The sequence below is a fragment of the Intrasporangium calvum DSM 43043 genome, assembly GCF_000184685.1.
GTDB classification, from domain to species: domain Bacteria; phylum Actinomycetota; class Actinomycetes; order Actinomycetales; family Dermatophilaceae; genus Intrasporangium; species Intrasporangium calvum.
This window is the reverse complement of the sequence record NC_014830.1, coordinates 978,508-1,001,134: the sequence shown is the minus strand read 5'-3', so window position 1 is coordinate 1,001,134 and position 22,627 is coordinate 978,508. Positions and strand designations below refer to the sequence as shown.

The 22,627-nt window shown below is 71.3% G+C and carries 21 protein-coding genes and 1 tRNA gene; 7 read left to right on the top strand and 15 right to left on the bottom strand.

Going from position 1 to position 22,627, the window contains the following annotated elements; all coding sequences use genetic code 11:
* Positions 1-91: 91 nt before the first annotated feature.
* The 6 genes from INTCA_RS04585 to metG form a co-directional block, all read right to left on the bottom strand.
* Entirely contained in the window at positions 92-1,963 is a 1,872-nt protein-coding gene (locus INTCA_RS04585; RefSeq protein WP_013491757.1) for an ABC-F family ATP-binding cassette domain-containing protein, read from the bottom strand.
* Between the two features lie 107 nt (positions 1,964-2,070).
* Positions 2,071-3,024, bottom strand: coding sequence for a 4-(cytidine 5'-diphospho)-2-C-methyl-D-erythritol kinase (locus tag INTCA_RS04580; protein WP_013491756.1), 954 nt, complete (start codon positions 3,022-3,024; stop codon positions 2,071-2,073).
* Positions 3,025-3,028: 4 nt separating this feature from the next.
* Positions 3,029-4,000: a 16S rRNA (adenine(1518)-N(6)/adenine(1519)-N(6))-dimethyltransferase RsmA gene (gene rsmA, locus INTCA_RS04575; RefSeq protein ID WP_013491755.1), complete on the bottom strand. Its 972-nt coding sequence runs from the start codon at positions 3,998-4,000 to the stop codon at positions 3,029-3,031.
* 195 nt (positions 4,001-4,195) lie between these two features.
* Positions 4,196-5,332: a resuscitation-promoting factor gene (locus INTCA_RS20440; RefSeq protein ID WP_041307265.1), complete on the bottom strand. Its 1,137-nt coding sequence runs from the start codon at positions 5,330-5,332 to the stop codon at positions 4,196-4,198.
* A gap of 269 nt (positions 5,333-5,601) precedes the next feature.
* Positions 5,602-6,474, bottom strand: a complete 873-nt coding sequence (locus INTCA_RS04565; protein WP_013491753.1) for a TatD family hydrolase — start codon at positions 6,472-6,474, stop codon at positions 5,602-5,604.
* Positions 6,471-8,294, bottom strand: coding sequence for a methionine--tRNA ligase (gene metG, locus INTCA_RS04560; RefSeq protein ID WP_013491752.1), 1,824 nt, complete (start codon positions 8,292-8,294; stop codon positions 6,471-6,473). The genes INTCA_RS04565 and metG overlap by 4 nt, the downstream gene beginning before the upstream one ends.
* A gap of 187 nt (positions 8,295-8,481) precedes the next feature.
* Here metG and INTCA_RS04555 point away from each other — a divergent pair, with 187 nt between their 5' ends.
* Both INTCA_RS04555 and rsmI read left to right on the top strand, forming a co-directional pair.
* Positions 8,482-8,913, top strand: a complete 432-nt coding sequence (locus INTCA_RS04555) for an OsmC family peroxiredoxin (RefSeq protein ID WP_013491751.1) — start codon at positions 8,482-8,484, stop codon at positions 8,911-8,913.
* Between the two features lie 231 nt (positions 8,914-9,144).
* On the top strand, positions 9,145-9,990 hold the full coding sequence (gene rsmI, locus INTCA_RS04550; protein WP_013491750.1) for a 16S rRNA (cytidine(1402)-2'-O)-methyltransferase: 846 nt from the start codon (positions 9,145-9,147) through the stop codon (positions 9,988-9,990).
* A gap of 351 nt (positions 9,991-10,341) precedes the next feature.
* On the opposite strand, the gene INTCA_RS04545 is transcribed toward rsmI, so the two are convergent.
* Positions 10,342-11,076 carry a dienelactone hydrolase family protein gene (locus INTCA_RS04545; protein WP_013491749.1) on the bottom strand — a complete coding sequence of 245 codons (735 nt, stop codon included), beginning with the start codon at positions 11,074-11,076 and terminating at the stop codon, positions 10,342-10,344.
* Positions 11,077-11,099: 23 nt separating this feature from the next.
* Here INTCA_RS04545 and INTCA_RS04540 point away from each other — a divergent pair, with 23 nt between their 5' ends.
* The 3 genes from INTCA_RS04540 (at position 11,100) to INTCA_RS04530 (ending at position 13,878) form a co-directional block, all read left to right on the top strand.
* Positions 11,100-11,936 (top strand): CPBP family intramembrane glutamic endopeptidase, encoded by an 837-nt coding sequence (locus INTCA_RS04540; RefSeq protein WP_013491748.1) that lies wholly within the window; start codon positions 11,100-11,102, stop codon positions 11,934-11,936.
* Positions 11,937-12,065: 129 nt separating this feature from the next.
* Complete coding sequence (locus INTCA_RS04535; RefSeq protein ID WP_013491747.1) at positions 12,066-13,670, top strand: dolichyl-phosphate-mannose--protein mannosyltransferase; 1,605 nt, start codon at positions 12,066-12,068, stop codon at positions 13,668-13,670.
* A 132-nt stretch (positions 13,671-13,802) separates the two neighbouring features.
* Positions 13,803-13,878: transfer RNA gene (locus tag INTCA_RS04530), tRNA-Ala, on the top strand.
* Positions 13,879-14,044: 166 nt separating this feature from the next.
* Here INTCA_RS04530 and INTCA_RS04525 read toward each other — a convergent pair.
* The 4 genes from INTCA_RS04525 to INTCA_RS04515 all read right to left on the bottom strand — a co-directional run bounded on the left by INTCA_RS04525 (position 14,045) and on the right by INTCA_RS04515 (position 17,508).
* Positions 14,045-14,776, bottom strand: coding sequence for a sulfite exporter TauE/SafE family protein (locus INTCA_RS04525; RefSeq protein ID WP_013491746.1), 732 nt, complete (start codon positions 14,774-14,776; stop codon positions 14,045-14,047).
* Between the two features lie 74 nt (positions 14,777-14,850).
* Positions 14,851-15,018, bottom strand: coding sequence for a hypothetical protein (locus INTCA_RS19780; RefSeq protein WP_013491745.1), 168 nt, complete (start codon positions 15,016-15,018; stop codon positions 14,851-14,853).
* The gene (locus INTCA_RS04520) at positions 15,015-16,061 is read right to left on the bottom strand and encodes a zinc-binding dehydrogenase (protein ID WP_013491744.1); all 1,047 of its coding nucleotides are present in this window, start codon (positions 16,059-16,061) and stop codon (positions 15,015-15,017) included. Before INTCA_RS04520 ends, INTCA_RS19780 begins: the two co-directional genes overlap by 4 nt.
* Positions 16,062-16,131: 70 nt before the next feature.
* Positions 16,132-17,508: an NAD(P)-binding protein gene (locus INTCA_RS04515; protein ID WP_041308396.1), complete on the bottom strand. Its 1,377-nt coding sequence runs from the start codon at positions 17,506-17,508 to the stop codon at positions 16,132-16,134.
* Positions 17,509-17,621: 113 nt separating this feature from the next.
* Between INTCA_RS04515 and INTCA_RS04510 the strand changes: the two genes are divergently transcribed.
* Positions 17,622-18,452, top strand: a complete 831-nt coding sequence (locus INTCA_RS04510; protein ID WP_013491742.1) for a DUF72 domain-containing protein — start codon at positions 17,622-17,624, stop codon at positions 18,450-18,452.
* A 62-nt stretch (positions 18,453-18,514) separates the two neighbouring features.
* Positions 18,515-19,654 (top strand): AI-2E family transporter, encoded by a 1,140-nt coding sequence (locus INTCA_RS04505; RefSeq protein WP_013491741.1) that lies wholly within the window; start codon positions 18,515-18,517, stop codon positions 19,652-19,654.
* A gap of 10 nt (positions 19,655-19,664) precedes the next feature.
* Here INTCA_RS04505 and INTCA_RS04500 read toward each other — a convergent pair whose 3' ends face one another.
* From INTCA_RS04500 to moaC, 4 genes are all read right to left on the bottom strand, one after another.
* Positions 19,665-20,795 carry a hypothetical protein gene (locus tag INTCA_RS04500; RefSeq protein WP_041307263.1) on the bottom strand — a complete coding sequence of 377 codons (1,131 nt, stop codon included), beginning with the start codon at positions 20,793-20,795 and terminating at the stop codon, positions 19,665-19,667.
* Positions 20,796-20,865: 70 nt separating this feature from the next.
* Entirely contained in the window at positions 20,866-21,501 is a 636-nt protein-coding gene (locus INTCA_RS04495) for a GNAT family N-acetyltransferase (protein WP_013491739.1), read from the bottom strand.
* A gap of 45 nt (positions 21,502-21,546) precedes the next feature.
* Entirely contained in the window at positions 21,547-22,110 is a 564-nt protein-coding gene (locus tag INTCA_RS04490) for a MogA/MoaB family molybdenum cofactor biosynthesis protein (protein ID WP_013491738.1), read from the bottom strand.
* Positions 22,094-22,606 (bottom strand): cyclic pyranopterin monophosphate synthase MoaC, encoded by a 513-nt coding sequence (gene moaC, locus INTCA_RS04485; RefSeq protein ID WP_013491737.1) that lies wholly within the window; start codon positions 22,604-22,606, stop codon positions 22,094-22,096. Before moaC ends, INTCA_RS04490 begins: the two co-directional genes overlap by 17 nt.
* Positions 22,607-22,627: the final 21 nt, after the last annotated feature.

Here is a 22,627-nt window from a genome sequence, read left to right as displayed (position 1 = left end):
GGTGCGGCCACCGTCGACCGTGCGGAGTTTGGGCTGTTTGTCGGCCGGAGTGGCACGGCTCACGTCCCCGTCGCGTCAGGACGGCGGGTCCTCACTCGACGAGCTCAGCGGCCTCCAGCCACTCGAGCTCGAGCTCCTCCTTCTCGGCGACGACGTCCTGGAGCTTCGCGTTGAGGTCGGCGAGGGCGGTGGGATCGGTCGCCGCGGTGACCATCTCGCCGTGGAGGCGCGCCTCCCGGTCACCCAGCCGCGAGAGCTGCCTCTCGATCCGGGACATCGTCTTGCGGGCCTCGCGGGCCTCCGCCGCGCTCGGGCCGGCTGCGTGGGAGGCTGCGGACCCGGCCCCGGCCGCGGGGTCACGTATGCCGCTGGGCCGGCTCAGCGGCATACGGCTGGGGTGGCGTGGGGTGGCGGCCCGGAGGCGGAGGTACTCGTCGACACCTCCCGGCAGGCCGCGGAGCTTCCCGTCACCGAGCAGGGCGAGCTGGTGGTCGCAGGCCCGCTCGAGGAGGTAGCGGTCATGGCTGACGATGATGAGCGTGCCGGCCCATCCGTCGAGGACGTCCTCGAGGCTGGTCAGGGTCTCGATGTCGAGGTCGTTGGTCGGCTCGTCGAGGATGAGGACGTTCGGCTCACCGAGGAGGAGGCGGGTCAGCTGGAGTCGGCGGCGCTCGCCTCCCGAGAGGTCACCGACGCGGGCCTGCTGCCGGCCGCCGGGGAAGCCGAGGCGGGTGGCGAGCTGGGAGGCGCTGATCTCCTTGCCGCCGAGGGTGGTGAACTGCCGGACGTCCTCGATGGCCTGGATGACGCGCCACTCGGTGAAGCGGTCGAGCTCGCGGACCTCCTGCGTCAGGTGGGCGATCTCGACCGTCTTGCCGATCTTGCGGCGACCGGCGGTCAGCGGCTGCTCCCCGGTCAGGGCGCGCAGCAGCGTGGACTTGCCGGCCCCGTTGACGCCAACGAGCCCGACCCGCTCGCCGGGCGGGAGGCGCCAGGTGACGCGGTCGAGGATCGTCCGCTCGTGCGGGGGCTGGCCCAGGACGACGACGGCGTCCTCGAGGTCGAGCACGTCCTTGCCGAGCCGCTTCGTCGCGAAGGAGGTCAGCTCGACCGCGTTGCGCGGCGGGGGCTCGTCGGCGATGAGCGCGTTGGCGGCGTCGATCCGGAACTTCGGCTTGCTCGTGCGCGCCGGGGGGCCGCGACGCAGCCAGGCGAGCTCCTTGCGCATGAGGTTGGAGCGGCGGTCCGCGACGACGCCGGCGAGGCGGTCGCGCTCGGCCTTGGCGAGGACGTAGGCCGCGTAGCCGCCCTCGAACGCGCTGACGCCACCGTCGTCGACCTCCCAGGTCAAGGTCGCGTAGGCGTCGAGGAACCAGCGGTCGTGGGTGATGGCGACGGTCGCGTTGCCGGGCCGGGGCCGCTTCGTGGCCAGGTGGTGCGCCAGCCACGCCACCCCCTCGACGTCGAGGTGGTTGGTCGGCTCGTCGAGGAGGAGCAGCTCCGGGTCGTCGACGAGCAGCTGGGCCAGGGCGAGCCGGCGACGCTCGCCGCCGGACATCGGGCCGACGATCGCATCGAGCCCGCCGAGGTCCGGGGCGTCGATCCCACCCAGGAGTCCGGTCAGGACGTCACGGACCCGCGGGTCGCCGGCCCACACGTGCTCCGGGCGGTCGCGCAACACCGCCTCGCGGACGGTGTGGCCCGGGTCGAGCGTGTCGTCCTGCGAGAGCATCCCGACCCGGATGCCCGCGGAGCCACCCTGCCGGGAGACGCGGCCGTCGTCCACCTCCTGGCTGCCGGCGATGACCCTCAGCAGCGTCGACTTGCCCCCACCGTTGCGGCCGACGACCCCGATGCGGTCACCGGCGAGGACACCGATCGACACGTCGTCGAGGATGTGGCGCGTCCCGAACACGAGCGAGACTCGCTCGAGGTTGATGAGGTTGGCGGCGGCAGGTGGCATGGCCTTCCGACCCTACGGCCTGCCCGCCCCGCCACCCAATCCCGCACCCCCGGGACGGTCACCGCGGTGCGCGAGCGAGCCCAGCGGCATACGGCATGGGGTGGGTGCTAGTCCGGGCGTGCCCCGGTGACGACGTGGGCACCGTGCACCGGGCCCTTGGCCCGGCGGATGTCGCGGCACAGGTCAGAGGCCGCGAGCGACACCGAGAGGTCGAGCGAGGCCTCGTGGCTCTCCGTGAGGAAGGCGACCGTGGGGCCCGAGCCGCTGACCACGCCACCGAGCGCCCCGAACTCGACCCCCGCGTCGCGGAGGACCCGCAGCTCGGGACGGAGGGAGAACGCGGCCTCCTCCAGGTCGTTGTGCAGGGCCTGGCCCAGGTCACGGGCGTCGCCACTCCGCAGGGCCGCCATCAGCTGGGAGCTCACCTCAGCGGTGCGGGCCGGATCGGCGGGGTCGGCACCGCCCACCGACCGCAGCCGGTCGAGCTCGCGGAAGACCTCAGGGGTCGACAGCCCGGTGTCACTGATCGCGAAGACCCAGTGGAAGGTGCCGCGGGCCAGGACGGGAGCGAGCTGCTCGCCGCGACCCGAGCCCATGGCGTTGCCACCCGCGAGCGGGAACGGCACGTCGCTGCCCAGCTCGGCGGCCAGGTCGGCCAGCTCCTCCCGGTCGAGGCCGAGCCCCCACAGCTGGTCGCAGGCGACGAGGGCCGCCGCCGCATCGGCGGACCCGCCCGCCATCCCCCCGGCCACCGGGATGTCCTTGTCGATCCGGATCGAGAGGACGTCATCGATGTCCCACTGCTCGGCGACGAGCTTCGCCGCCCGCACGGCGAGGTTGCCGTTGTCGACCGGGATGCGGTCGGCGTAGGTGCCGCCCGGGACGACCTTCCACTCGTCCCAGCGAGCGACAGACACCTCGTCGTAGAGCGACACGGCCTGGAACACCGTGGCGAGGTCGTGGTAGCCATCGGGCCGGAGCGCACCGACCCGGAGCTCGAGGTTCACCTTGGCCGGGGCACGCACGGTCACCGACTGGGGCGGTGTCGGGGCGACGGTCATGGCGTCACCCTATGGTGCCCGCGTCGTGCGGTCGGGCCTGACGCGGAGGTTCGGGTCGGTCGTCGTGGGCGTCCTTGTGCTCGGCGATGCGCGCGAAGGCCACGATGTCGAGCTGCTCGCCACGGGCCTTGGGATCGACCCCCGCCGCCAGGAGCGCGGCCTCGGCCCGGGCCGGCGAGCCGGCCCACGACGCGAGCGCCCCGCGGAGCGATTTACGCCGCTGGAGGAAGGCTGCGTCGATGCACCGGAAGACCTCCTGGCGGGTCGCCGTCGTGTCCGGCGGGTCGCGCCGGACGAGGGACACCAGTCCGGAGTCCACGTTCGGGGCGGGCCAGAAGACGTTGCGGCCGACGCGGCCGGCCAGCTCCACGTCGGCGTACCAGGCGGCCTTGAGGCTCGGCACGCCGTAGATCTTCCCGCCCGGCTTGGCAGCGAGTCGCTCGGCCACCTCGAGCTGCACCATGACGAGGACCCGCCGGATCGACGCGAACTGCTCGAGGAAGGAGAGCACCACCGGCACGGAGATGTTGTAGGGCAGGTTCGCGACGAGGGCGGTGGGCTTGGGGCCGGGAAGCCTGGTCACGGTGAGGGCATCGGCCGCGACGAGGCGCAGCTTGGCCGCGTTCTCGGGTTGGAGCGAGCGGACCGTGCCCTCGAGGGCTCCAGCCAGCCGCGGGTCGACCTCGATCGCGGTGACCTGCCGGACGACAGGCAGCAGGGCGAGGGTGAGCGACCCGAGGCCGGGGCCCACCTCGACGACGACGTCCTCGGGTCCCACTCCCGCGACGCGGACGATCTTGCGAACCGTGTTGGCGTCGACGACGAAGTTCTGGCCCCACTGCTTGGTCGGTCGGACGTCGAGGCGCTCCGCGAGCTCGCGGATCTGTGTGGGGCCCAGCAGCGCCGCCTGGGGCGCCGCCGCGACCCGGTCGGCTGGGTCGGCTCTGCGCCCTCCGCCCGGGGCCTCCTTCGTCATGAGCACACCCTAGGGGTACCCCCGTGCGCTCGACCTTCCTCCACAATCGGACCCGGGCCCGAAAGTCGGCGGCCCACCCACGATTCGCCCCCCACCCATCGGACCCCGGCCCGAAAGTTGACGCCCGCACGCGAAGGGCCCTCGACCGGACATCCGGTCGAGGGCCCTTCGAGCAGCCGTGCAGGGTGCGAGGCGTCAGGCCTTGCAGCCCCACTGGGACAGGCCGTTGTCGGCGTAGACCCGGTTGGCGACGGTGATCTGCTCCGCTCGAGAAGCGAGGTCAGCCCGCTGGGCGAAGTCGTCGCCACCGTAGGCGAGCCAGGTGCTGAAGGAGAACTGGAGACCGCCGTAGTAGCCGTTGCCGGTGTTGATGGACCAGTTGCCCCCGGACTCACACTGAGCGACGCGGTCCCACATGTCGGCTCGGGCGAGGTTGATGCCCGTGCCCGACGTGCTGCCGGAGCCGCCGGTCGAGGTGCTGGTCGTGCTCGTGACAGGACGGGCCTTGGTGCCGACGAGGACGACCTGGGCCACGGGGGCCGTGGTGATCTTGGACGAGACGCGCTCGCGCTTGGCGACCTTGCCGTCGACGATGGTGGTGCGCACCGTGACCCGGCGGACGCCGTCGACGCCCTGCGTGGTCACCTTGGTGGCCCCCTCGTAGAGGTCGGCGGTCTCCTTGCGGATCGTCGTGTAGCCGACGACCTCGCTGCGGCTCGACGTCGTGGTCCGGACGTCCTTGACGACGACCTTCATGCCGGACTTGAGCGCGGTCGACCGTGAGGGGGAGATCCTGTCGTCCGAGTCGAAGCCGACCCGCAGCTGCGTCAGGGCCTCCTCGACCGTGGCAGCGGCGACGGTCTTCCTGGTCGTCCTGCCATCGGCGACGATGGTCACGGCCTTGGGCGTCACGACGGTGAGGTCGAGCCCCTGGCGGCCGATGGGCTGGGACCGCGAGACCGAGATGCGGGCCCCGTCGGTGTGCAGCCCGAGCGCGAGGAGAGCGGCGTCGACCGTCGTCTCCGTCGTGCGGATCTGCTTCTTCGTGCCGTCCACGGTGAGGTTCAGCATTCGGGCGTACCGCACCGTGACGGTGTCGCCGTCCGAGAGGGGGGCGTCGACGGCCGGGTAGACGACGTCGCCGTCCCTCACCGTGATCCCTTCGCTCTCGAGCAGGTCACCGACCGTGCCGCCGAAGACGTGGGCTGCGGTGGACGTGCCGTCCACGGACAGGTTCACCGCCTTGTCGAGTTGGGCTGCTCCGACGCCACCGGCGGTGAGCAGCAAGGCGGCGCCGGCACCGGCGATGACCTTGAAATTGCGCGAAATCAAAATTCTCCGAACGTCGTAATCCCCGGGTGACACGCGCTCTCGGACCTCGGAGGGTTCCCTCCGGTTCGTTCTGGAGGGGCCTCAGTGAGCGTCCGATGCGGGGCGACATCCGGCCAACAGCTACCCAGCCTGAACGAGCAAGACCCTTTAGGTCAAATTTCGATAACAGTACGTGGACAGCGTCGGCTCTCGACGAAGGAGTGCGGGCAGCCGCTCGGCGTCCCTCAGGACACTCCTCGCGCCGACGACCACGTCGCTCCCGGCGCGCGTCAGGACCAGGGGCCGTAGACGCGCTCGGAGTTGTCGGAGACGGCCGCACACAGGGTCGGCACGTCGACGTTGAGCGTCCCGGCCATGGCCCGAATCGTATGGGGCACAAGGAAGGACGCGTTGGTCGCACCGCGGTGGGGCGACGGGGTGAGATAAGGCGCGTCGGTCTCGACGAGAACCTGGGACAGCGGTGTGGCGGTCAGTGCGTCGCGCAGCCCCCGGGCGTTCTTGAACGTCACGGTCCCGGCGAAGGAGAGGAAGTAGCCTCGCTCGACGCACTCGCGAGCCATCTGCAGGTCACCGGAGAAGCAGTGGAGCACCGTCCGGTCGGGGGCGCCTTCCTCGGCCAGGATCCGCAGGACGTCCGCATGCGCGTCCCGGTCGTGGATCTGCAGGGCCTTGCCGAGCCGCTTGGCCAGGTCGATGTGCCAGCGGAAGCCCTCTTGCTGCGCGGCCACACCCTCCGGTCCGGTGCGGTAGTAGTCGAGGCCCGTCTCGCCCACCGCACGCACCCGCTCGTGGGCCGCCGCGCGCTCCACGATGTCGTATGCCGCTGACAACGTCCCAGCGGACGCGAGCTTGGGCACTTCGTTGGGGTGCAGGGCGACGGCGCCCAGCACCTCGGGGTGTCGCTCGACGGCGCGGACGGTGAAGTCGATCGCGTCGAGGTCGCAGCCGACCTGCACGAGCCGGGTCACCCCGACGGCGCGGGCTCGGCGGATCGCCTCGTCGACGTCGAGGGGCTGCGCTCCGTCTCGGCCGATGTCGAGGTGGACGTGGTTGTCGACGACCTCGATGGGGAGGGGGTCAGGGAGCTCCGCTGGCAGCCCTTGCGCGGACGAGGAGGGTGGGGACGAGGAGGCTGGGCTCATCGGGCGGCGCCCGCCTCGCCCGCGTCCTCACCGCGCATCCGCTCGATCTCCTCCTCGACGACGGACGGGTCGAACTTGGTGAACACGGGAGTCGGCTTGGGGATCGGCGTCCCGACGACGACCGGGACGTGCTCCCAGCGCGGCGTGGCGGAGTACTCGCCGGTGATCACGGGGTAGGGGCGTCCGTCGTCGAGGTCGGTGACCTCCTCGAGGACCGGCATCGGGACGAAGTCACCCTCCCCGCCCATGACCCGGTGGACCCGGTTGGAGCCGTGCGGCAGGAAGGGAGCCATCAGGGTGTTGATGGAGACCACGGCCTGGGCCAGCACGTGCAGGACCGTCCCCAGCCGCTCGCGCTCGTCGTCGCCCTTGAGCTTGAACGGCTCCGTCTCGGCCACGTAGCGGTTCGCCTCTCCGACGACCCGCATGACCTCGCCGATGCCCTGCTTGAACCGCTGCCGCTCGATGAGGCCGCCGACCACGTCGAACGCCTCGCGCACGGCGGTGAGCAGCGCCTCGTCGACCGGCTCGAGCGGCCCCGCCGCAGGGATCTCGCCGAAGCTCTTCGCGATCATCGACGCGGTCCGGTTGACGAGGTTGCCCCAGCCGGCGACGAGCTCGCTGTTGTTGCGCTGGATGAACTCTGCCCAGGTGAAGTCGCTGTCCTGGTTCTCCGGGCCGGCCGCGCAGATGAAGTAGCGCAGCGGGTCCGGGCCGTACCGCTCCAGCACGTCGCGGACGTAGATGACGTGGCCCCGTGAGGTGGAGAACTGCTTGCCCTCCATCGTCATGAACTCGGACGCGACGACCTCGGTGGGCAGGTTGAGCGTCCCGTAGGCCCCCGCGGATCCGCCCTTCTCTCCGAGCCCCGCGTAGCCGAGCAGCTCGGCGGGCCAGATCTGCGCGTGGAAGGTGATGTTGTCCTTGCCCTGGAAGTAGTACGACACGGCCTCCGGGTCGTTCCACCACTCGCGCCACCGCTCGGGGTCGCCGACGCGACGCGCCCACTCGATCGACGCCGACAGGTAGCCGACGACCGCGTCGAACCAGACGTAGAGCCGCTTGTGCGTGTTGTCCTGCCACCCCTCGAGCGGGATGGGGATGCCCCAGTCGATGTCGCGGGTCATCGCGCGCGGCCGCACGTCGTCGAGGAGGTTGCGGGCGAACTTGATGACGTTGGGCCGCCACGTGCCCGACCCCTCCCGCCCGTCGAGCCATTCCGCCAGGGCCGTTGCGAGCGCGGGGAGGTCGAGGAAGAAGTGCTGCGTCTCGATGAACTCGGGCGTCTCGCCGTTGATCTTGCTCCGCGGGTTGATCAGCTCCTCGGCGTCGAGCTGGTTGCCGCAGTTGTCGCACTGGTCGCCGCGGGCCTCGCCGTAGCCGCAGATCGGGCAGGTGCCCTCGATGTAGCGGTCGGGCAGGGTCCGCCCGGTCGACGGGCTGATGGCACCCTTGGTCGTCTGCTCGATCATGTAGCCGTTGCGCCAGTTGCCGCTGAAGAGCTCCTGGGACACGGCGTAGTGGTTGGCCGTGGTCGTCCGCGTGAAGAGGTCGTAGGAGAGGCCGAGCTCGGTCAGGTCGGTCGCGATGACGCGGTTGTACTTGTCCGTGACCTCCTGCGGCGTCATCCCCTCCTTCTCGGCGAGGACGAGGATCGGCGTGCCGTGCTCGTCCGTCCCGGAGACCATGAGCACGTCGTGTCCGGCCATCCGCATGTACCGACTGAAGACGTCGGAGGGCACACCGAACCCGGCCACGTGGCCGATGTGCCGCGGGCCGTTGGTGTACGGCCAGGCGACAGCAGACAGGACTTTGCTCATGGGCTCGATCCTAGGGTGGCGGGCTCCGTGGTCGTGCTCGCGTTTCGCTGCGGCTGCGCCGAGGATGCCGTATGCCGCTGGGCTCGGTCCCGTCGGTCGGTGCCGTTGCTGTCGGGCTCCTTGCCAGACCTGCGCGTTCGCGAAAAGGTGAGGAGGGAAGCACCACCTCGCGATCGAAGGAGTGTTCATGTCAGCCACGCGCACCGCAACGGCCCACTGGGAGGGCGACCTCTTCACCGGCAGCGGCCAGGTCACGCTCGAGTCGTCGGGCAACGGGACGTTCGACGTCTCCTGGCCGGCCCGCACCGAGGAGCCGGGCGGCAAGACGAGCCCTGAGGAGCTCATCGCCGCGGCCCACTCGGCCTGCTACAACATGGCGTTCTCCAACATCCTCAACAAGGCCGGCACCCCGCCCACGACGCTCGACACGACCGCAGCCGTCACCTTCGTCCCGGGCACCGGCATCACGGAGATCAAGCTGAGCACGGTCGGTTCCGTCCCGGGGATCTCCGCGGAGGACTTCCAGGCCCGGGCCGAGGAGGCCAAGGACAACTGTCCGGTGAGCCAGGCCCTCAAGGCGGTTCCGTCGATCACCATCGAGGCCCGTCTCGCCGACTGACCCCAACCCCATCGAAAGAGCAGTTCGTCCGCCCCACATCGAAAGAGCAGTTCGTCCGCCCCACATCGAAAGAGCAGTTCGTCCGCCCCACATCGAAAGAGCAGTTCGTCCGCCCTTGGCCGAGACCCGCAGCTGCGCGGAAGCGGCGGACGAACTGCTCTTTCGATGGGACGAACTGCTCTTTCGATGGGGACGAACTGCTCTTTCGATGCTGTCGGTGAGGATGGGGTCGTGAACACCGCACCGTCAGTCGGCACCCTCGTCCTCGCCGCCACCCCGATCGGCGACCCCCGCGACGCAGCGCCTCGGCTGGCGGAGGAGCTCGCAACCGCGGACGTCATCGCCGCCGAGGACACGCGCCGCCTCAAACGGCTCCTCACCGACCTGTCCGTGAGCCCCGCCGGGAAGGTCGTCAGCTACCACGACCACAATGAGGCCGCCCGCACCCCGGAGCTCGTCGAGCGGCTCGTCGCCGGCGACCGGGTCGTCGTCGTCACGGACGCGGGGATGCCCTCGGTGTCCGACCCCGGCTACCGGCTCGTCGCTGCCGCCGTGGACCGCGGCGTGCGGGTGACGTGCGTCCCGGGTCCGAGCGCCGTCCTCATGTCGCTCGCCGTGTCGGGACTGCCCGTGGACCGGTTCTGCTTCGAGGGCTTCCTGCCCCGCAAGCCGGGTGAGCGTTCGCGAGCCCTGGGCGACCTCGCCGAGGAGCGGCGCACCATGGTCTTCTTCGAGGCCCCGCACCGGCTCGGCGACACCCTCGCCGCCATGGCCGACGCCTTCGGGCCGACGCGCCGAGCGGCGGTCTGCCGGGAGCTGACGAAGACCTACGAGGAGGTCCGGCGCGGCACCCTGGCGGAGCTCGCCGCCTGGGCCGCCGACGGGGTCCGGGGGGAGATCACCGTCGTCGTGACGGGGGCGGAGCGGAAGGTCAGCACCGTCGAGAGCGAGCTCAGCGGCATACGGCAGCGGGTTGCTCGCGGTGAACGCCTCAAGGACGTCTGCGCGGACGTCGCAGTGCGCACCGGGCTGTCCAAGAAGGCGCTCTACGACGCCGCGGTGACGGCCGGGAGGTGACCGGGAAAGGTGAAGGGCCCTTGGGAGTATGAGTCTCAAGGGCCCTTCTGGTGATCGGTCTATGTGACGCTTCCGATCGACAACTCTTCGGCTCCGGTCCCAACCACCTCGTCACCAAGCGGCTGCGTCAGGTTGCCCTGGCGTGTGGACCCTCGTCTCCGAACTGTCCCGCTCTCCCCGAAGGGATCGCGTAAGAGAGTTCTACGCCTCGATGTCAAAGCGGCGCAAGGGGTTTCGAGAACTTCTTTTTTGTCCACAGTTTCCGGGCGGGTTGTCCACCGATAGAGCCCACTTCTCCACATGCCAGCCCATGCGATCCCCAGGTTGTCCCCAGAAGGGTGTGGACAAGTCTCATTGACCGAGCAACCGCTCGCGGAGGAAGTCGACGACCCGGACCACGGCAGTCGGGTGTCTGTGGTCGGTCAGGGTCGCATGACCGGCGCCGTCGAGCTCGACGGAGATGAACCCGTCGCCGAGCTCACGCCGGAGCGTCTCGAAGCGCGTTCCGGTGACCCAGTCGCGCCGGTACCGCACGCCGAGCACGGGGCAGCCGTGCGCGACCCGCTCCTGCACCGCCGCCAGGTCGTCGGGTGACAGGTTGACGTCGGCCGCGCGCCGCGCTCCGAGCGGGAGCGGTGTGGCCGGCTGGGCGACGACCGGCGCGACGACGACGGGGTCGACCATCATCGCGAGGGCGAAGCCGCCGGTGACGCACATGCCGATCGCCCCGACGCCGGGCCCTCCGGCGCCGGCGTGCAGCTCGCGGGCGAGGCTGCGCAGCCACTCCGCCAACGGGGCTGAGACCCCGGTCGCGAACATCGTGAACTCCCTTGTCACGCAAAGCCTCGGCACGACGCGGGCCGCCTCCCACGTCCGTGGCGGGGCGTGCGCCGAGCCGAAGAGGTGCGGCAGGACGACCGTGAAGCCGGACTGGACGAGCTCGTCGCCGAACTCGATGACCTCGGGTGTCAGCCCGGGGCTCTCGTGGACGACGACGATCCCCGGCCCCCTCCCCCGCCGGTATGTGTCGTACGCGAACCCCGCCGCCTCGTGGCGGCCGCGCGTCCAGTCGGCGAGCAGGGACATGCTCCGAAAGTACAGTGAGCGCCATGCCGCGCCCCCTGCTGTCGTATGCCGCTGAGCTCGGTCCCAGCGACCGTGACCCCGTGCGCGTGGCCGAGCCCGTCGAGCGGCGACGCCTCGGGCGCGAGACGGTCCTGCTGCTCGGGGTCAGCCTCGGGGCGTCGGCGATCTGGTCGGTCCTGTCCATCATCGAGAAGCTGACGCGCAACGTGCCGCTGCGCTCCCAGACCACGGCGATGAACCAGTCCGCGACGCCGGACCGGCCGTGGCTCGACCTGGGTTACCAGCTCGCGGGGATCCTCATCCAGGTCGTGCCGGTGGCCCTCGCGATCTACCTCCTGGCGACGGTGCTGCGCCCGTCGGCGAGGGTCGGAGCGGCGCGCTTCATGGGGTTCGACCGGACCGAGCCGCTCCGGGACCTGCTCCGCGGTGTCGGCCTGGCGGCGCTGATCGGCCTGCCCGGACTCGGGTTCTACTTCCTGGCCAAGGCGATCGGCATCAACACGAACGTCTCCGCCGCCAACCTCACGGACGTGTGGTGGTCCGCGCCGGTGCTGACGCTCGCCGCGATCGGCAACGCCCTGGTCGAGGAGGTCGTCATGGTCGGCTACCTCTTCACGCGCTGGCGGCAGCTGGCATGGTCCTGGCCGGTGGTGATCGGGGTGTCGGCGCTGATCCGGGGGACCTACCACCTCTACCAGGGCTTCGGCGGGTTCGCCGGCAACGTCGTCATGGGCCTCGTTCTCGGCTATGTCTTCGCGCGGACCCGCCGGGTCATGCCCCTCGTCATCTGCCATGCCCTGCTCGACATCGTGGCCTTCGTCGGCTACTCGATCCTCACGTCCCGCGGCGTCACGGTCTGACCGCACAGCGCGGCAGGAAGTGCGCACTCGACGAGAGGCTCACCGGGCTGGAAGGGCCCGGCGCGCGGGAGCCAGCTCAGCGGCATACGGGATCGGGTGGGCACGGGCCGAATGCATACGATGGCGCCCATGAACTCCGCCCCGGCCGTGCGCGCACGGCTGCTCGGGACACCGGAGGACGACTTTCGCCGCGTGCCGCGGAGGGCCCGGCTCGGCGCCGCCCTCACCCTCGGCTGGCTCGGCCCGCTGTTCTTCACCATCGTCGGCGGGATCCTGCGGTTCTGGCACGTCGGCGCACCGCACCAGCTCATCTTCGACGAGACCTACTACGTCAAGCAGGGCTGGTCGATGGTCCTGTTCGGCTACGAGATGAAGGTCGACCCCGTCCTCGAGCAGGCCAAGCAGGTCGACCAGCACTTCACCGCCAACGACCCGTTCGTGTGGGGCACCGAGGGCGACTTCGTCGTGCACCCGCCGGTGGGCAAGTGGCTCATCGGGCTCGGTGAGATCCCGTTCGGCATCCTCAACTCCTTCGGTTGGCGGTTCGCCGTCGCGCTCGCGGGCACGCTGTCGATCCTCATGCTCGGGCTCATCGCACGGAGGCTGTTCCGCTCGGACCTGCTCGGAACCGTCGCAGCTGCGCTCCTGGCCTTCGAGGGGCACCACTTCGTGCACTCGCGGACCGGCCTGCTCGACATCTTCGTGATGTTCTTCGGGCTGGCGGCCTTCGGGGCGCTGCTCGCCGACCGAGACCAGGCCCGCACGGTGCTCGCGACGCGAGTGGCCGGTGTGTCGCGGGCATCGTTGTCGCGCCTCGGACCGTGGCTCGGCTGGCGTCCGTGGCGCTGGGTGGCCGGCGTGATGCTCGGGCTCGGCGCCGGCGTCAAGTGGTCGGGCCTCTACTTCGTCGTCTTCTTCGGTCTCCTCACCGTCCTCTGGGACCTCGGGGCGCGGCGTGCGGCCGGGGTGCGCGGCTGGGTCGTCGGCGGCGTGGTCAAGGACGGGCTGTTCGCCTTCGTCCAGCTCGTCGGGACTGCCCTGGTCACCTATGTCGCGAGCTGGTCCGGCTGGATCCTCACCCGAGGAGGCTCGTTCCGCGACTGGGCCGAGACCCGGCCGTCCGGAGGGCTCGGCGGGCTGCTGCCCGACTGGTGGCGGTCGCTGTGGGCCTACCACCAGCAGATGTTCGAGTCGAGCGCCTCGATCAACTCCCCGCACCCCTACCAGACGAGCCCATGGTCCTGGCTGGTCCAGGGCCGCCCGACGTCCTTCTTCTACGAGGGTCCGGTCAAGGGCACGGACGGCTGCGTCGTCGACCAGTGCAGCAAGGCGATCACCTCCATCGGGACCGTGTCCGTGTGGTGGGGCGGCACCCTCGCCATCTTCGTCCTGCTCTTCATGTGGGCGCTGCGCCGCGACTGGCGCGCTGGGGCCGTGCTCTCGGGTGTCGCCGCCGGGTACCTGCCGTGGTTCCTCCTCGCCGACCGCACGATCTACTCGTTCTACGAGGTCGCGTTCGTGCCCTACGTCGTGCTGGCCTGCGTCTACGTCCTTGGCCTGCTCATCGGCGGGCGTGGCGCCTCGGTCGGGCGGCGGCGGCTCGGCCTCGCGGCGACCGGAGTGTTCGTGCTCCTGACGATCGGGCTCTTCGCCTTTTTCCACCCGATCTACGTTGGGGACGTCATCCCCCAGTCGGAGTGGTCGATGCGGATGTGGTTCCCCAGCTGGGTCTAGGTCCCTCGTGGCCGGGTTGATGCCAGATCGGCAACCCCGGGGGTGCCGATCTGGCATCAACCCGAGGCCCGCTGGCGAGGCGACCGGTTTCATCTCGCGGTGCCCGTGGTGTTACAGTTCCTGTCGCATCAAGGGGCTGTGGCGCAGTTGGTAGCGCGTCTCGTTCGCAATGAGAAGGTCAGGGGTTCGAATCCCCTCAGCTCCACCAAAGCCGCTGGTCAGTGGCCTGCGCGGATCCTGAAATCAGGAGCAGGCAGTGGCAGCTCAGCACAAGGTTCCGGCTATTGGCCGTCGTCCTCGGCCGGCTGGGCCGCTCTCGGCGGGGTGCGGCGGGGTGCGGCGGGGCTGGCGCACCTGGGCGGCATGAAGACCATTCACACGGCCGCACGAACCACGAGGAACACGCCCGCTGCGAGGCACGCCACCGCCACGATCCGCCGTAGCCCCTCGGCGGGGATGCGCGTGGCCACCACCGAGCCGGCCGCGACCCCGAGCGCAGCGAGGCAACCGAGCACGGTGCCCAGGCGTATGTCGACCAGGTCCGTCTGCAGGTAGCCGACCGAGCCGGCGACGACCACGGGCAACTGCACCGCCTGGCTCACCGCGACAGCCCGCAGCGGCGCCACTCCCAGCGTCAGCAACATCGGCACGAGCAGCACCGGCCCCCCGGTCCCAGTGAGCGCGGATCCGAATCCGACGAAGGCGCCGAGCGCGACCAGCGCCGCCGCGCCCAGCCCCTCCCGCGTCCCTCGGACGGCCCGCGGCCGCAGCTGCTGCACACCGACGAACAGCGTGAGAGCCGCCAGCCCGAGCAGTACGACGGACGCGGGCAGCCTCGCGTTGATGAGCGCACCGAGGAACGCTGCAGGCGCGACCCCGACGGTCAGCCCGGCGAGCATGCCCCACGGCACGACCCCACGCCACGCATAGGCGACCGTGCCTACCACGCCGGTGAACACGAAGGCCCAGGTGCTCGTCGCCGTCGCCTCGTTGGCGGTCAGGTCGCCGAGGGCAACCAGTCCGGGCGGCAGCAGCACGCCACCGACGCCGACCATGCCGATGAGGACGCCGACGACGACTGCGAGCACGAGCAGGGCGAGTCCCACGGGGCGGCCTCCTTCAACCGGTGACGGTCCCCGCAGGCTAGCGCTGATGGTCACGCCCGTGAGTCCGTCGGGGTTCACTCCCACGCAGGCGGGTCGCCCAGGTAGAGGCCGCACGCGGTGAAGCCGGCGCGGGCGCGGACGGACACATCGCTCAGGCCGGGCCATCGCTGCCGGGTCCGGACCGGGACGGCACCGGCCCGCCCGCGGTGCTCAGCGGCATACTGCGGGCTGGTTGTGCTCACCCAGCCGCGGGCCTCGGATCGATCATCGTCATTCCCGCCGGGGCAGCCTGCTCTAGGAGGGGCAGGAGCACAGCCGCCTCCTCGAGGCCGACGACCCGCTCCACGAGCGTCTGGGGCCGCAGCTGCCCGGACGCGATGAGCGCCATCATCCCCGGGTAGTCGACGGCCGCCATTCCGTGTGAGCCGAGCACGTCCAGCTCCCAGCCGATGACGCGCGCCATCGGCACGCGGGGGTGACCGTCCACCGGCGGCAGCAGCCCGACCTGGACGTGCCGGCCGCGCCTCCGCAACGAGAGGATCGCGTCGGCGCAGGTCGCCTCGCTGCCCACGGCGTCCACGGCGACGTGACTGCCTCCGGAGGTGAGCTCGTGGACCGCTGCCGGGACGTCCGAGCCGTCCGCCTCGAGCACCGCGTCCGCCCCCAACGCCTCGGCCGCAGCCAGCGCGCCACGGTTGCGGTCGACGGCAATGACCTTGGCGCCCAAGGACTTCGCGATCATCACCGTGGACAGTCCGACGCCCCCGGCACCCACGACGGTCACCCACTCGCCCGGTCGCACCGCGGCCCGCCCGGTCAGCGCGCGCCAGGCCGTCGCGAACCGGCACCCGAGGGCTGCCGCGGCCTCGAAGGACACGTCGTCGGGCACGGCCACGAGGTTGGTGTCGGCCGCGTGCAGGGCGACGTACTCGGCGAACGAGCCCCAGTGCGTGAAGCCGGGCTGCTCCTGGGCGGGACACACCTGCGCGTCCCCGCCGAGGCACCACTCGCACCGCCCACAGCCCTCGACGAACGGGACGGTCACCCGGTCCCCCACCGACCAGTCGCGCACCCCGACACCGACGGACGCGACGATCCCGGCCAGCTCGTGCCCCGGGACGTGCGGGAGCGCGATGTCGTCGTGACCGGCCCAGGCGTGCCAGTCGCTGCGGCAGAGGCCGGTGGCGTGGACCTCGACGACGACCCCGCCCGCAGGCGCCTCCGGCGAGGGCACATCGCGCACCTCGGGGCTCGCGCCGATCTCGTCGTAGACCACGGCTCGCACGGCTGCTCCTCTCGATGGGGACGAGGCTGACGATACGCACGCCCTCGACGTCCCTCGACGTCCCTCGACGTCAGCTGAGTGCGGCCAGCCGTTCCAGCCCCGGCCGGGTGTACCGCCCGAGACGTTCCCGGGCGTCGTCGAGCTGCGCCGAACCTGGGTGGCCGGGAGGCACCCGCGCCGGGTTGAGGGCCACGCCGTTCGCCCACTCCTTGATGTCGGGCTCGGCCGTGAAGGTCATGGCGTTACGGGTGCCCAGAACGACCGAGCTCGCCCACCCGGCCAGCGAGTCCCCATACGGTGAGGGCGCGCACACCCGGTTCTTCTCGGCGTCGTCCCCCCGGGTCGCCTCGACGTAGCCGATGAGGGCCGCACCGAAGCACGGGAAACCGTTGCGGACCGGCTGCAGGGTGATGACCTCGGAACGCCAGACCGGAACGAGTGGCGGGTACTTCAACCCGTCCGCCGCACAGTGCACGACGAGCGCATCGTCGGCCACCGCGACCGTCCCGGCAGCGAAGTGGAGCCTGCCTCGGCCCACCGCGAGCAGGTGCCCCTGTCGGACGACGTTCTCGATGGTGCGCAGCTGCTCGAGCTCCCAGCCGGCCAGCGTCGGCGTCTTCGCCATCGTCGGTATGACGCCACGGTCGATGCGCAGCATCACCCCGACCTCCTCCAGTCGGACGAAGAGGTCGTCGAGCGACTCGGCAGTCGCTGCCAGCTCCATGATGTCGGCGCCCATCCCCAGAAAGACCGCCGGGTCCGGCTGCACCACAGCGCGGTTGAGCATCCACGGGTCGCGGGGTCGGACCCAGCACACTCGGTCCGGGTCGACGCCGCGGGACAGCAGCCAGATGCAGGCGTCCGTCGCGGTCTTGCCCGAGCCGACGACGACGTACTCGCTCGGTGCCTCCTCGAGTCGGGCCAGCTCGTTGACCGGCACGACGTGCGCGCCGCGGCCGACGTCGAACGGCGGCGGCTTCTCCGCGGGGATGCTCGGCGCGAGGTAGCGAGCATCGACGACCCGACACCGATCCGGGACGTCGAACCGCTCCCCCGACACCCGTGACACGATCGACCCGCCATCGGACCGGCGGACGTAGCCCGCGTTCGGCAGGAGCTCCACCCTCCCGGACGCCACGAGACGGTCGAGGACGGTGGCGTAGTAGGCGCAGATCTCGGCCTGGGAGGCCCGCTCCTGCAGCCCCTCCTCAGGGCCACTCCGCTGCACCTGCCCTCCGCCGAGGAGCGTCGACGCCACCCCGTAGAACGCCGACGCCTGGTGGAGCCGGACGAAGGGATACGCCTCGAGCCAGTGCCCGCCGACGCCGTGGCGGCGATCGACGAGGACGACGCGCGCGTCAGTCTGGGCGGTGAGGGCGTCAACGAAGGCCATCCCCATCGCACCGGCTCCCACCACGACGTAGTCCGCCGAGACCGTGCGGGTCACGTCCTCACGGTCGCACCAGGTGAGCCGCTCCGTCCACCGTTTCGGGCCCGCCACGCGGACGAACCGGCTGAGAACGGGCGTCCCGCTGCCTCGGGCCAGCTAGCCTCGACGCCATGAGTCGGGCGTTCGTCGGGGTCTCCGGGTGGCGTTACCCGCGCTGGCGCGGGGACTTCTACCCGAAGGGCCTGCGCCAGAGGGACGAGCTCGCCTACGCAGCTGAGCGGATGAGCTCCGTCGAGGTCAACGGCTCCTTCTACTCGCTCCAACGCCCCAGCTCCTACGCGGCCTGGCGCGACGCGACCCCCGACGACTTCGTCCTCGCGGTCAAGGGCGGCCGGTTCATCACGCACCTCAAACAGCTCAAGGACGTCGAGACGCCGCTCGCCAACTTCTTCGCGTCGGGCGTTCTGGCCCTCGGCGCCAAGCTGGGTCCCGTCCTCTGGCAGCTCCCCGCCCGTATGCCGCTGAGCCCGGACCGACTCGAGCGCTTCTTCGCGCTCCTCCCGCGCTCCCACGACGAGGCGGCCCGGCTCGCGGCCCGACATGACGACAAGCTGGCCGAGGACCGGGTCTTCACCGAGGCCCTGGTGGACCAGCCGATCCGGCACGCCCTGGAGCCGCGGCACGAGAGCTTCGACAGCCCCGAGGCCCGGGCCCTGCTCGCCGGGCACGGCATCTGCACCGTCGTCGCCGACAGCGCCGGCCGGTGGCCACAGATGCACGACGCGACGAGCGACTTCCGCTACGTCCGGCTCCACGGCGAGACCGAGCTCTACGCGAGCGGCTACACCGACGCGTCCCTCGACCGCTGGGCCGAGCAGGTGCGCCGCTGGCTCGCCGACGGGCACGACACCCATGTCTACTTCGACAACGACGCGAAGGGGCACGCCCCGCACGACGCCGTCGCCCTGCTCGACCGCCTCCGCGACGCCGACGGGGGCTGACCCGACCACGACACCGACCGCGCCTGGCCACCCAAGCGAGCTCAGCGGCATACCGTGTCCTCGTGACCGACAACGCCACCTCGCCCCGCCCCGCCGACCCGGCCCGCGCCTCGGCGGTGCCGCCCGCGGTGCGGGCTGCGAGCGAGTGGGCCGTGCGCCTCCTCGTCATCGGCGTGGCCCTCTATGTCGCCTCCATGCTGCTGCGGGAGTTCTCCCAGATCGTCGTTCCGCTGCTCATCGCGCTGCTGCTCGCGGCCATGCTCGTGCCGATCAGCCGCCGCCTCGCGCGGGCCATGCCGGTGGGGCTCGCGGCCGGCACGACCGTGCTCGGCGTCATCCTCATCGTCTCCGCGCTCTTCACCCTGATCGGACAGCAGTTCAGCAGCGGCCTGTCCGAGCTGACCGCCGAGGTCGCGACGGGCCTCGAGCAGATCCGCGACTGGCTGCGCACGACGTTCAGCATCACCGACTCGGAGTTCGACCGCTACTTCGAGAACCTGCGCGAGGGAGTCAGCAACTCGGGCAACCTCGGCCAGACCGCCGCGGACGTCGGCCTCACCGCGACCCACTTCATCGCCGGCATGTTCATCGCCCTCTTCGCGCTCTTCTTCTTCCTCTACGACGGCCCGCGCATCTGGGCCTGGATCGTCCGGCTCTTCCCGCGCGTGTCACGGCCTCGCGTGGACTCCTCCGGCCGGATCGCGTGGGACCAGCTGTCGGCGTTCGTCCGTGCGACGATCATCGTCGCGCTCGTCGACGCGGTCGGGATCGCGCTGGGCGCCACCGTGCTCAAGGTGCCGTTTGCGTTCGCCATCGGCGTCCTCGTCTTCCTCTTCGCGTTCATCCCGATCGTCGGCGCCCTCCTGTCCGGGGCGGTCGCCGTCATCCTCGCGCTCGTGTCGCACGGGTTCGGGGTGGCCCTCATCATGCTCGCCGTGGTCATCGCCGTGCAGCAGCTGGAGTCGCACGTCCTCCAGCCGGTCCTCCTCGGGCACGCCGTCAGCATCCACCCCCTCGCCGTCATCCTCGCCATCGCCGCCGGGTCGACGGTGGCCGGGATCGTCGGGGCGCTGGCCGCCGTGCCCTTCGCGGCCGTCCTCAACGCGGTCGGCAAGCACCTGCTCCTCAAGGAGAGCGAGGCCGAGCTCGAGGAGGAGCTGGAGGAGTCCGCAGAGGAGGGGTCGGCCCCCGCCAAACCCTGAGGCGGAGGGGCTACTGACTGACGGCGCGGCGCGCGAACAGGGCCCGGTCGTCGAGCTCGTCCGCCTCGTCGGCGAACTCCGGCGTGTCGAACACATCGGCCGGGATCCCGTCGGCCGTGTAGCGCGGCTCGGCCCTGGCCTTGAGCGCGTAGGTCGGCGTCGGGACCGGGACCGGGCTCCACGTCCCCGGGGCGGGCGGCCCAGCCGCCGTGCGGGGCGCCGGCTCGCTCGCCTGCAGGTCGAAGACGAGATCGGATGCCGCTGAGCTCGCTCGCGCTGTCAGCCGCCCGGGTGCCGCGGCGGGGCCCGAGACGGACGCGCTGAGCGGCTCGACAGCAGCCAGGGCCGCGGCTGCGGCTGAGATGGCGGCTGCCGCTGCGGCTGCGGCGGGAGCTTCGGCCGGCTCGGCCTGCTCCGCGGCGTAGCGCTGCGGCTGGCGGATGACCTGTGTGACGTCGCTCGAGAGCTCCAGCTCGGGTGCGGGCGCCCGCCGTCCGCGGGCGGGGTGGGCGTCGTCGCGGCTGGCCTGCTCCGCACCCTCGACGCGGGCTTCCGCGCGGAGCCAGACGAGCACTGCTACGACCGTCAGGACCGCGAACGGCACCGGGACCCAGTTGAGCGGGCCGACGACGGCCAGGACGATCGAGACCGGGACCCAGAGCAGGGCGACGAGGAGCACTGCGGCCCGGACTCGGCGAGGGGCACGGGTGGCCGGGCGGGCTGCGCTCATGGTTTCCACCTTGTGGTCGTCGCGAGTGCGGTCGAGACGGGTCCGATCGATGCTGTGACGGTCGGTGCCGGCCCGGTCGCTGTCGGCTCGGTGGCCGGCCGGCGCGAGCTCCGACTGGCGGCGGGCGACCAGCGGTGACCGCCGCCGCGACGCAGCCGCGGGCACGGCGCGCTTGACGTCGACGGTCGCGTGGACGACCCGGGCGGGAGCCACGGAGTAGGAGTGCGGTCGCGGCTCGGAGAGGTCGGCGCCGGGCAGGACGCGGCGCTTCTGCAGGACCCGCATCGCCTCGGTGAACCCGGCGACGGACCTCGCTGCAGCGGCGTTCTCGCGCCGGCGGGACCAGTTCTGGAGGAGGTAGGCAGCCCAGATCGCCACGATGACGACAAAGATCAGACTGCTGGCGGGCACGAAGCCAACGCTAGGTGGCCACGGCGGCAAGGCCATGCACATTCCCCGCGTGTCGCGCAAGTGGCGGAAGTTACAAGTGTGACAACCGTGACGCCAGACCTGCCCTCTCGACCTCTTCGGCCGTCACGGCAAAACTGAGGTGGTCGCGCCACGACCCGTCGATGTGCAGATACCGCTCCCGGACGCCTTCCTCGCGGAGTCGGAGCCGACGCACGAGCGCCAGGGACCGGTCGTTGTCGAGCCGGATGTTGACCTCGACGCGATGGAGCCCGGCGGGGCCCAGCGCGTGGTCGATCGCCATGGCGAGGGCTCGGGTGGCGATGCCCTGACCGGACTCGGACTCGGCCAGCCAGTAGCCCGCGGCAGCGGACTGCTGGGCGGCCCGGACGATGCCGAAGAGGTGGACCTGGCCGACGATCCGACCCCCCACCTCGATGCACCACGGCATGGCCCGGTCCGCGGCGGCCTCACGGTCGAGGTCGGAGACGAACTGCCGGTACGACACCGGAAGCCTCGTCGTCACCCCCGGCGGAAGCGTCGGCTCCCACGGTCGCACGTGGTCGGCGTTCTCGCGGCGCAGGTGGTGCCACTCGTCCTCGTCCTCGAGCCGCAGCGGCCGCAGGACGACCTCAGGCCAGGCAGTACGGTCGTGCAGCACGACCGGCCACGGGGCGAGCTGCGGCTCGCGTCGCCACGGTGCTCTCACGGCTTGCTCCCTCCGGTCCTCGTGCGCGGCGATCCGACCCGTGACTCAGTGGTCTCCGCCGGCCAGCTGCTGGAGCACGTGCCCCATGATGGGCTCGAGCACGTCGAGCCCGTCGTTCACCCCGCCCCGCGAACCGGGCAGGTTGACGACCAGCGACGGACCGGAGATCCCCACGAGCCCGCGCGACAGCATCGCGGTGCGGACCCCCTTCGCGACGCCTGCCGCCCGCATCCCCTCCGCGATGCCGGGGACGAGCCGGTCGAGCAGGGGCAACGTCTGTTCGGGGGTCACGTCGGTGGGAGTGAGGCCCGTGCCGCCGGTCGTGATGACGAGGTCCGGCTCGGAGGCGAGCACGTCGCGAAGGGCGAGTCCGAACTCGTCACCGTCAGCAACGACGATCGGGGCCCCGACGCTGAAGCCCCAGGACTGCACCCGGTCGACGATGACGGGGCCGGACCGGTCGGGGTAGACCCCCGCGGCGGCCCGGGTCGACGAGGTGATGACGACGGCCCTGCGTCCGAGGCCGACCAGGTCCTGCTCCAGGGGGTCGCTCGCCTGGTCGCTCTCCGTGGCGTGACCGGTCTCCGTCGCCTCACTCATGCCAGTCACCCGATCTTCCTCCTGACTTCGCCGTGACCCGGACGTCGGTGATCCGGCCGTGCTTGTCCACCGCCTTGACCATGTCGATGAGCGCGAGCGCCGCCACGGTCACCGCCGTGAGGGCCTCCATCTCGATCCCGGTCCGGTCCGCCGTCCGCACGGTGGCGACGATGTCGACACCGTCGTCGGCGACCGCGAGGTCCACCTCGACACCGTGGACCGCGATCGGGTGGGCCAGTGGGATCAGCTCGGGGGTCCGCTTGACCGCCTGGATCCCGGCGATTCGGGCGACCGCGAGCGCGTCGCCCTTCGGCACGACACCGGAGCGGAGCGCCGAGACGGCGTCTGCGCTGAGCAGCACGCGGCCCGCGGCGCTCGCCTCGCGCGTGGTGACGGCCTTGGCCGACACGTCGACCATGTGCGCGGTGCCGTCCGACCGCACGTGGGTCAGCCGGCCGGGCTCGGCGGCCGGTGCGGAGCCGGCGGCAGCAGTCTCATCAGGCACCGGGTCATCATGCCACCGCCC

Excerpts from the sequence above, each read along its gene's own strand:
- INTCA_RS04585 (WP_013491757.1), bottom strand. The coding sequence starts at position 1,963 with ATGCCACCTGCCGCCGCCAACCTCATCAACCTCGAGCGAGTCTCGCTC.
- INTCA_RS04580 (WP_013491756.1), bottom strand. The coding sequence starts at position 3,024 with ATGACCGTCGCCCCGACACCGCCCCAGTCGGTGACCGTGCGTGCCCCG.
- rsmA (WP_013491755.1), bottom strand. The coding sequence starts at position 4,000 with ATGACGAAGGAGGCCCCGGGCGGAGGGCGCAGAGCCGACCCAGCCGAC.
- INTCA_RS04565 (WP_013491753.1), bottom strand. The coding sequence starts at position 6,474 with ATGAGCCCAGCCTCCTCGTCCCCACCCTCCTCGTCCGCGCAAGGGCTG.
- metG (WP_013491752.1), bottom strand. The coding sequence starts at position 8,294 with ATGAGCAAAGTCCTGTCTGCTGTCGCCTGGCCGTACACCAACGGCCCG.
- INTCA_RS04555 (WP_013491751.1), top strand. The coding sequence starts at position 8,482 with ATGTCAGCCACGCGCACCGCAACGGCCCACTGGGAGGGCGACCTCTTC.
- INTCA_RS04545 (WP_013491749.1), bottom strand. The coding sequence starts at position 11,076 with ATGTCCCTGCTCGCCGACTGGACGCGCGGCCGCCACGAGGCGGCGGGG.
- INTCA_RS04540 (WP_013491748.1), top strand. The coding sequence starts at position 11,100 with ATGCCGCGCCCCCTGCTGTCGTATGCCGCTGAGCTCGGTCCCAGCGAC.
- INTCA_RS04535 (WP_013491747.1), top strand. The coding sequence starts at position 12,066 with ATGAACTCCGCCCCGGCCGTGCGCGCACGGCTGCTCGGGACACCGGAG.
- INTCA_RS04510 (WP_013491742.1), top strand. The coding sequence starts at position 17,622 with ATGAGTCGGGCGTTCGTCGGGGTCTCCGGGTGGCGTTACCCGCGCTGG.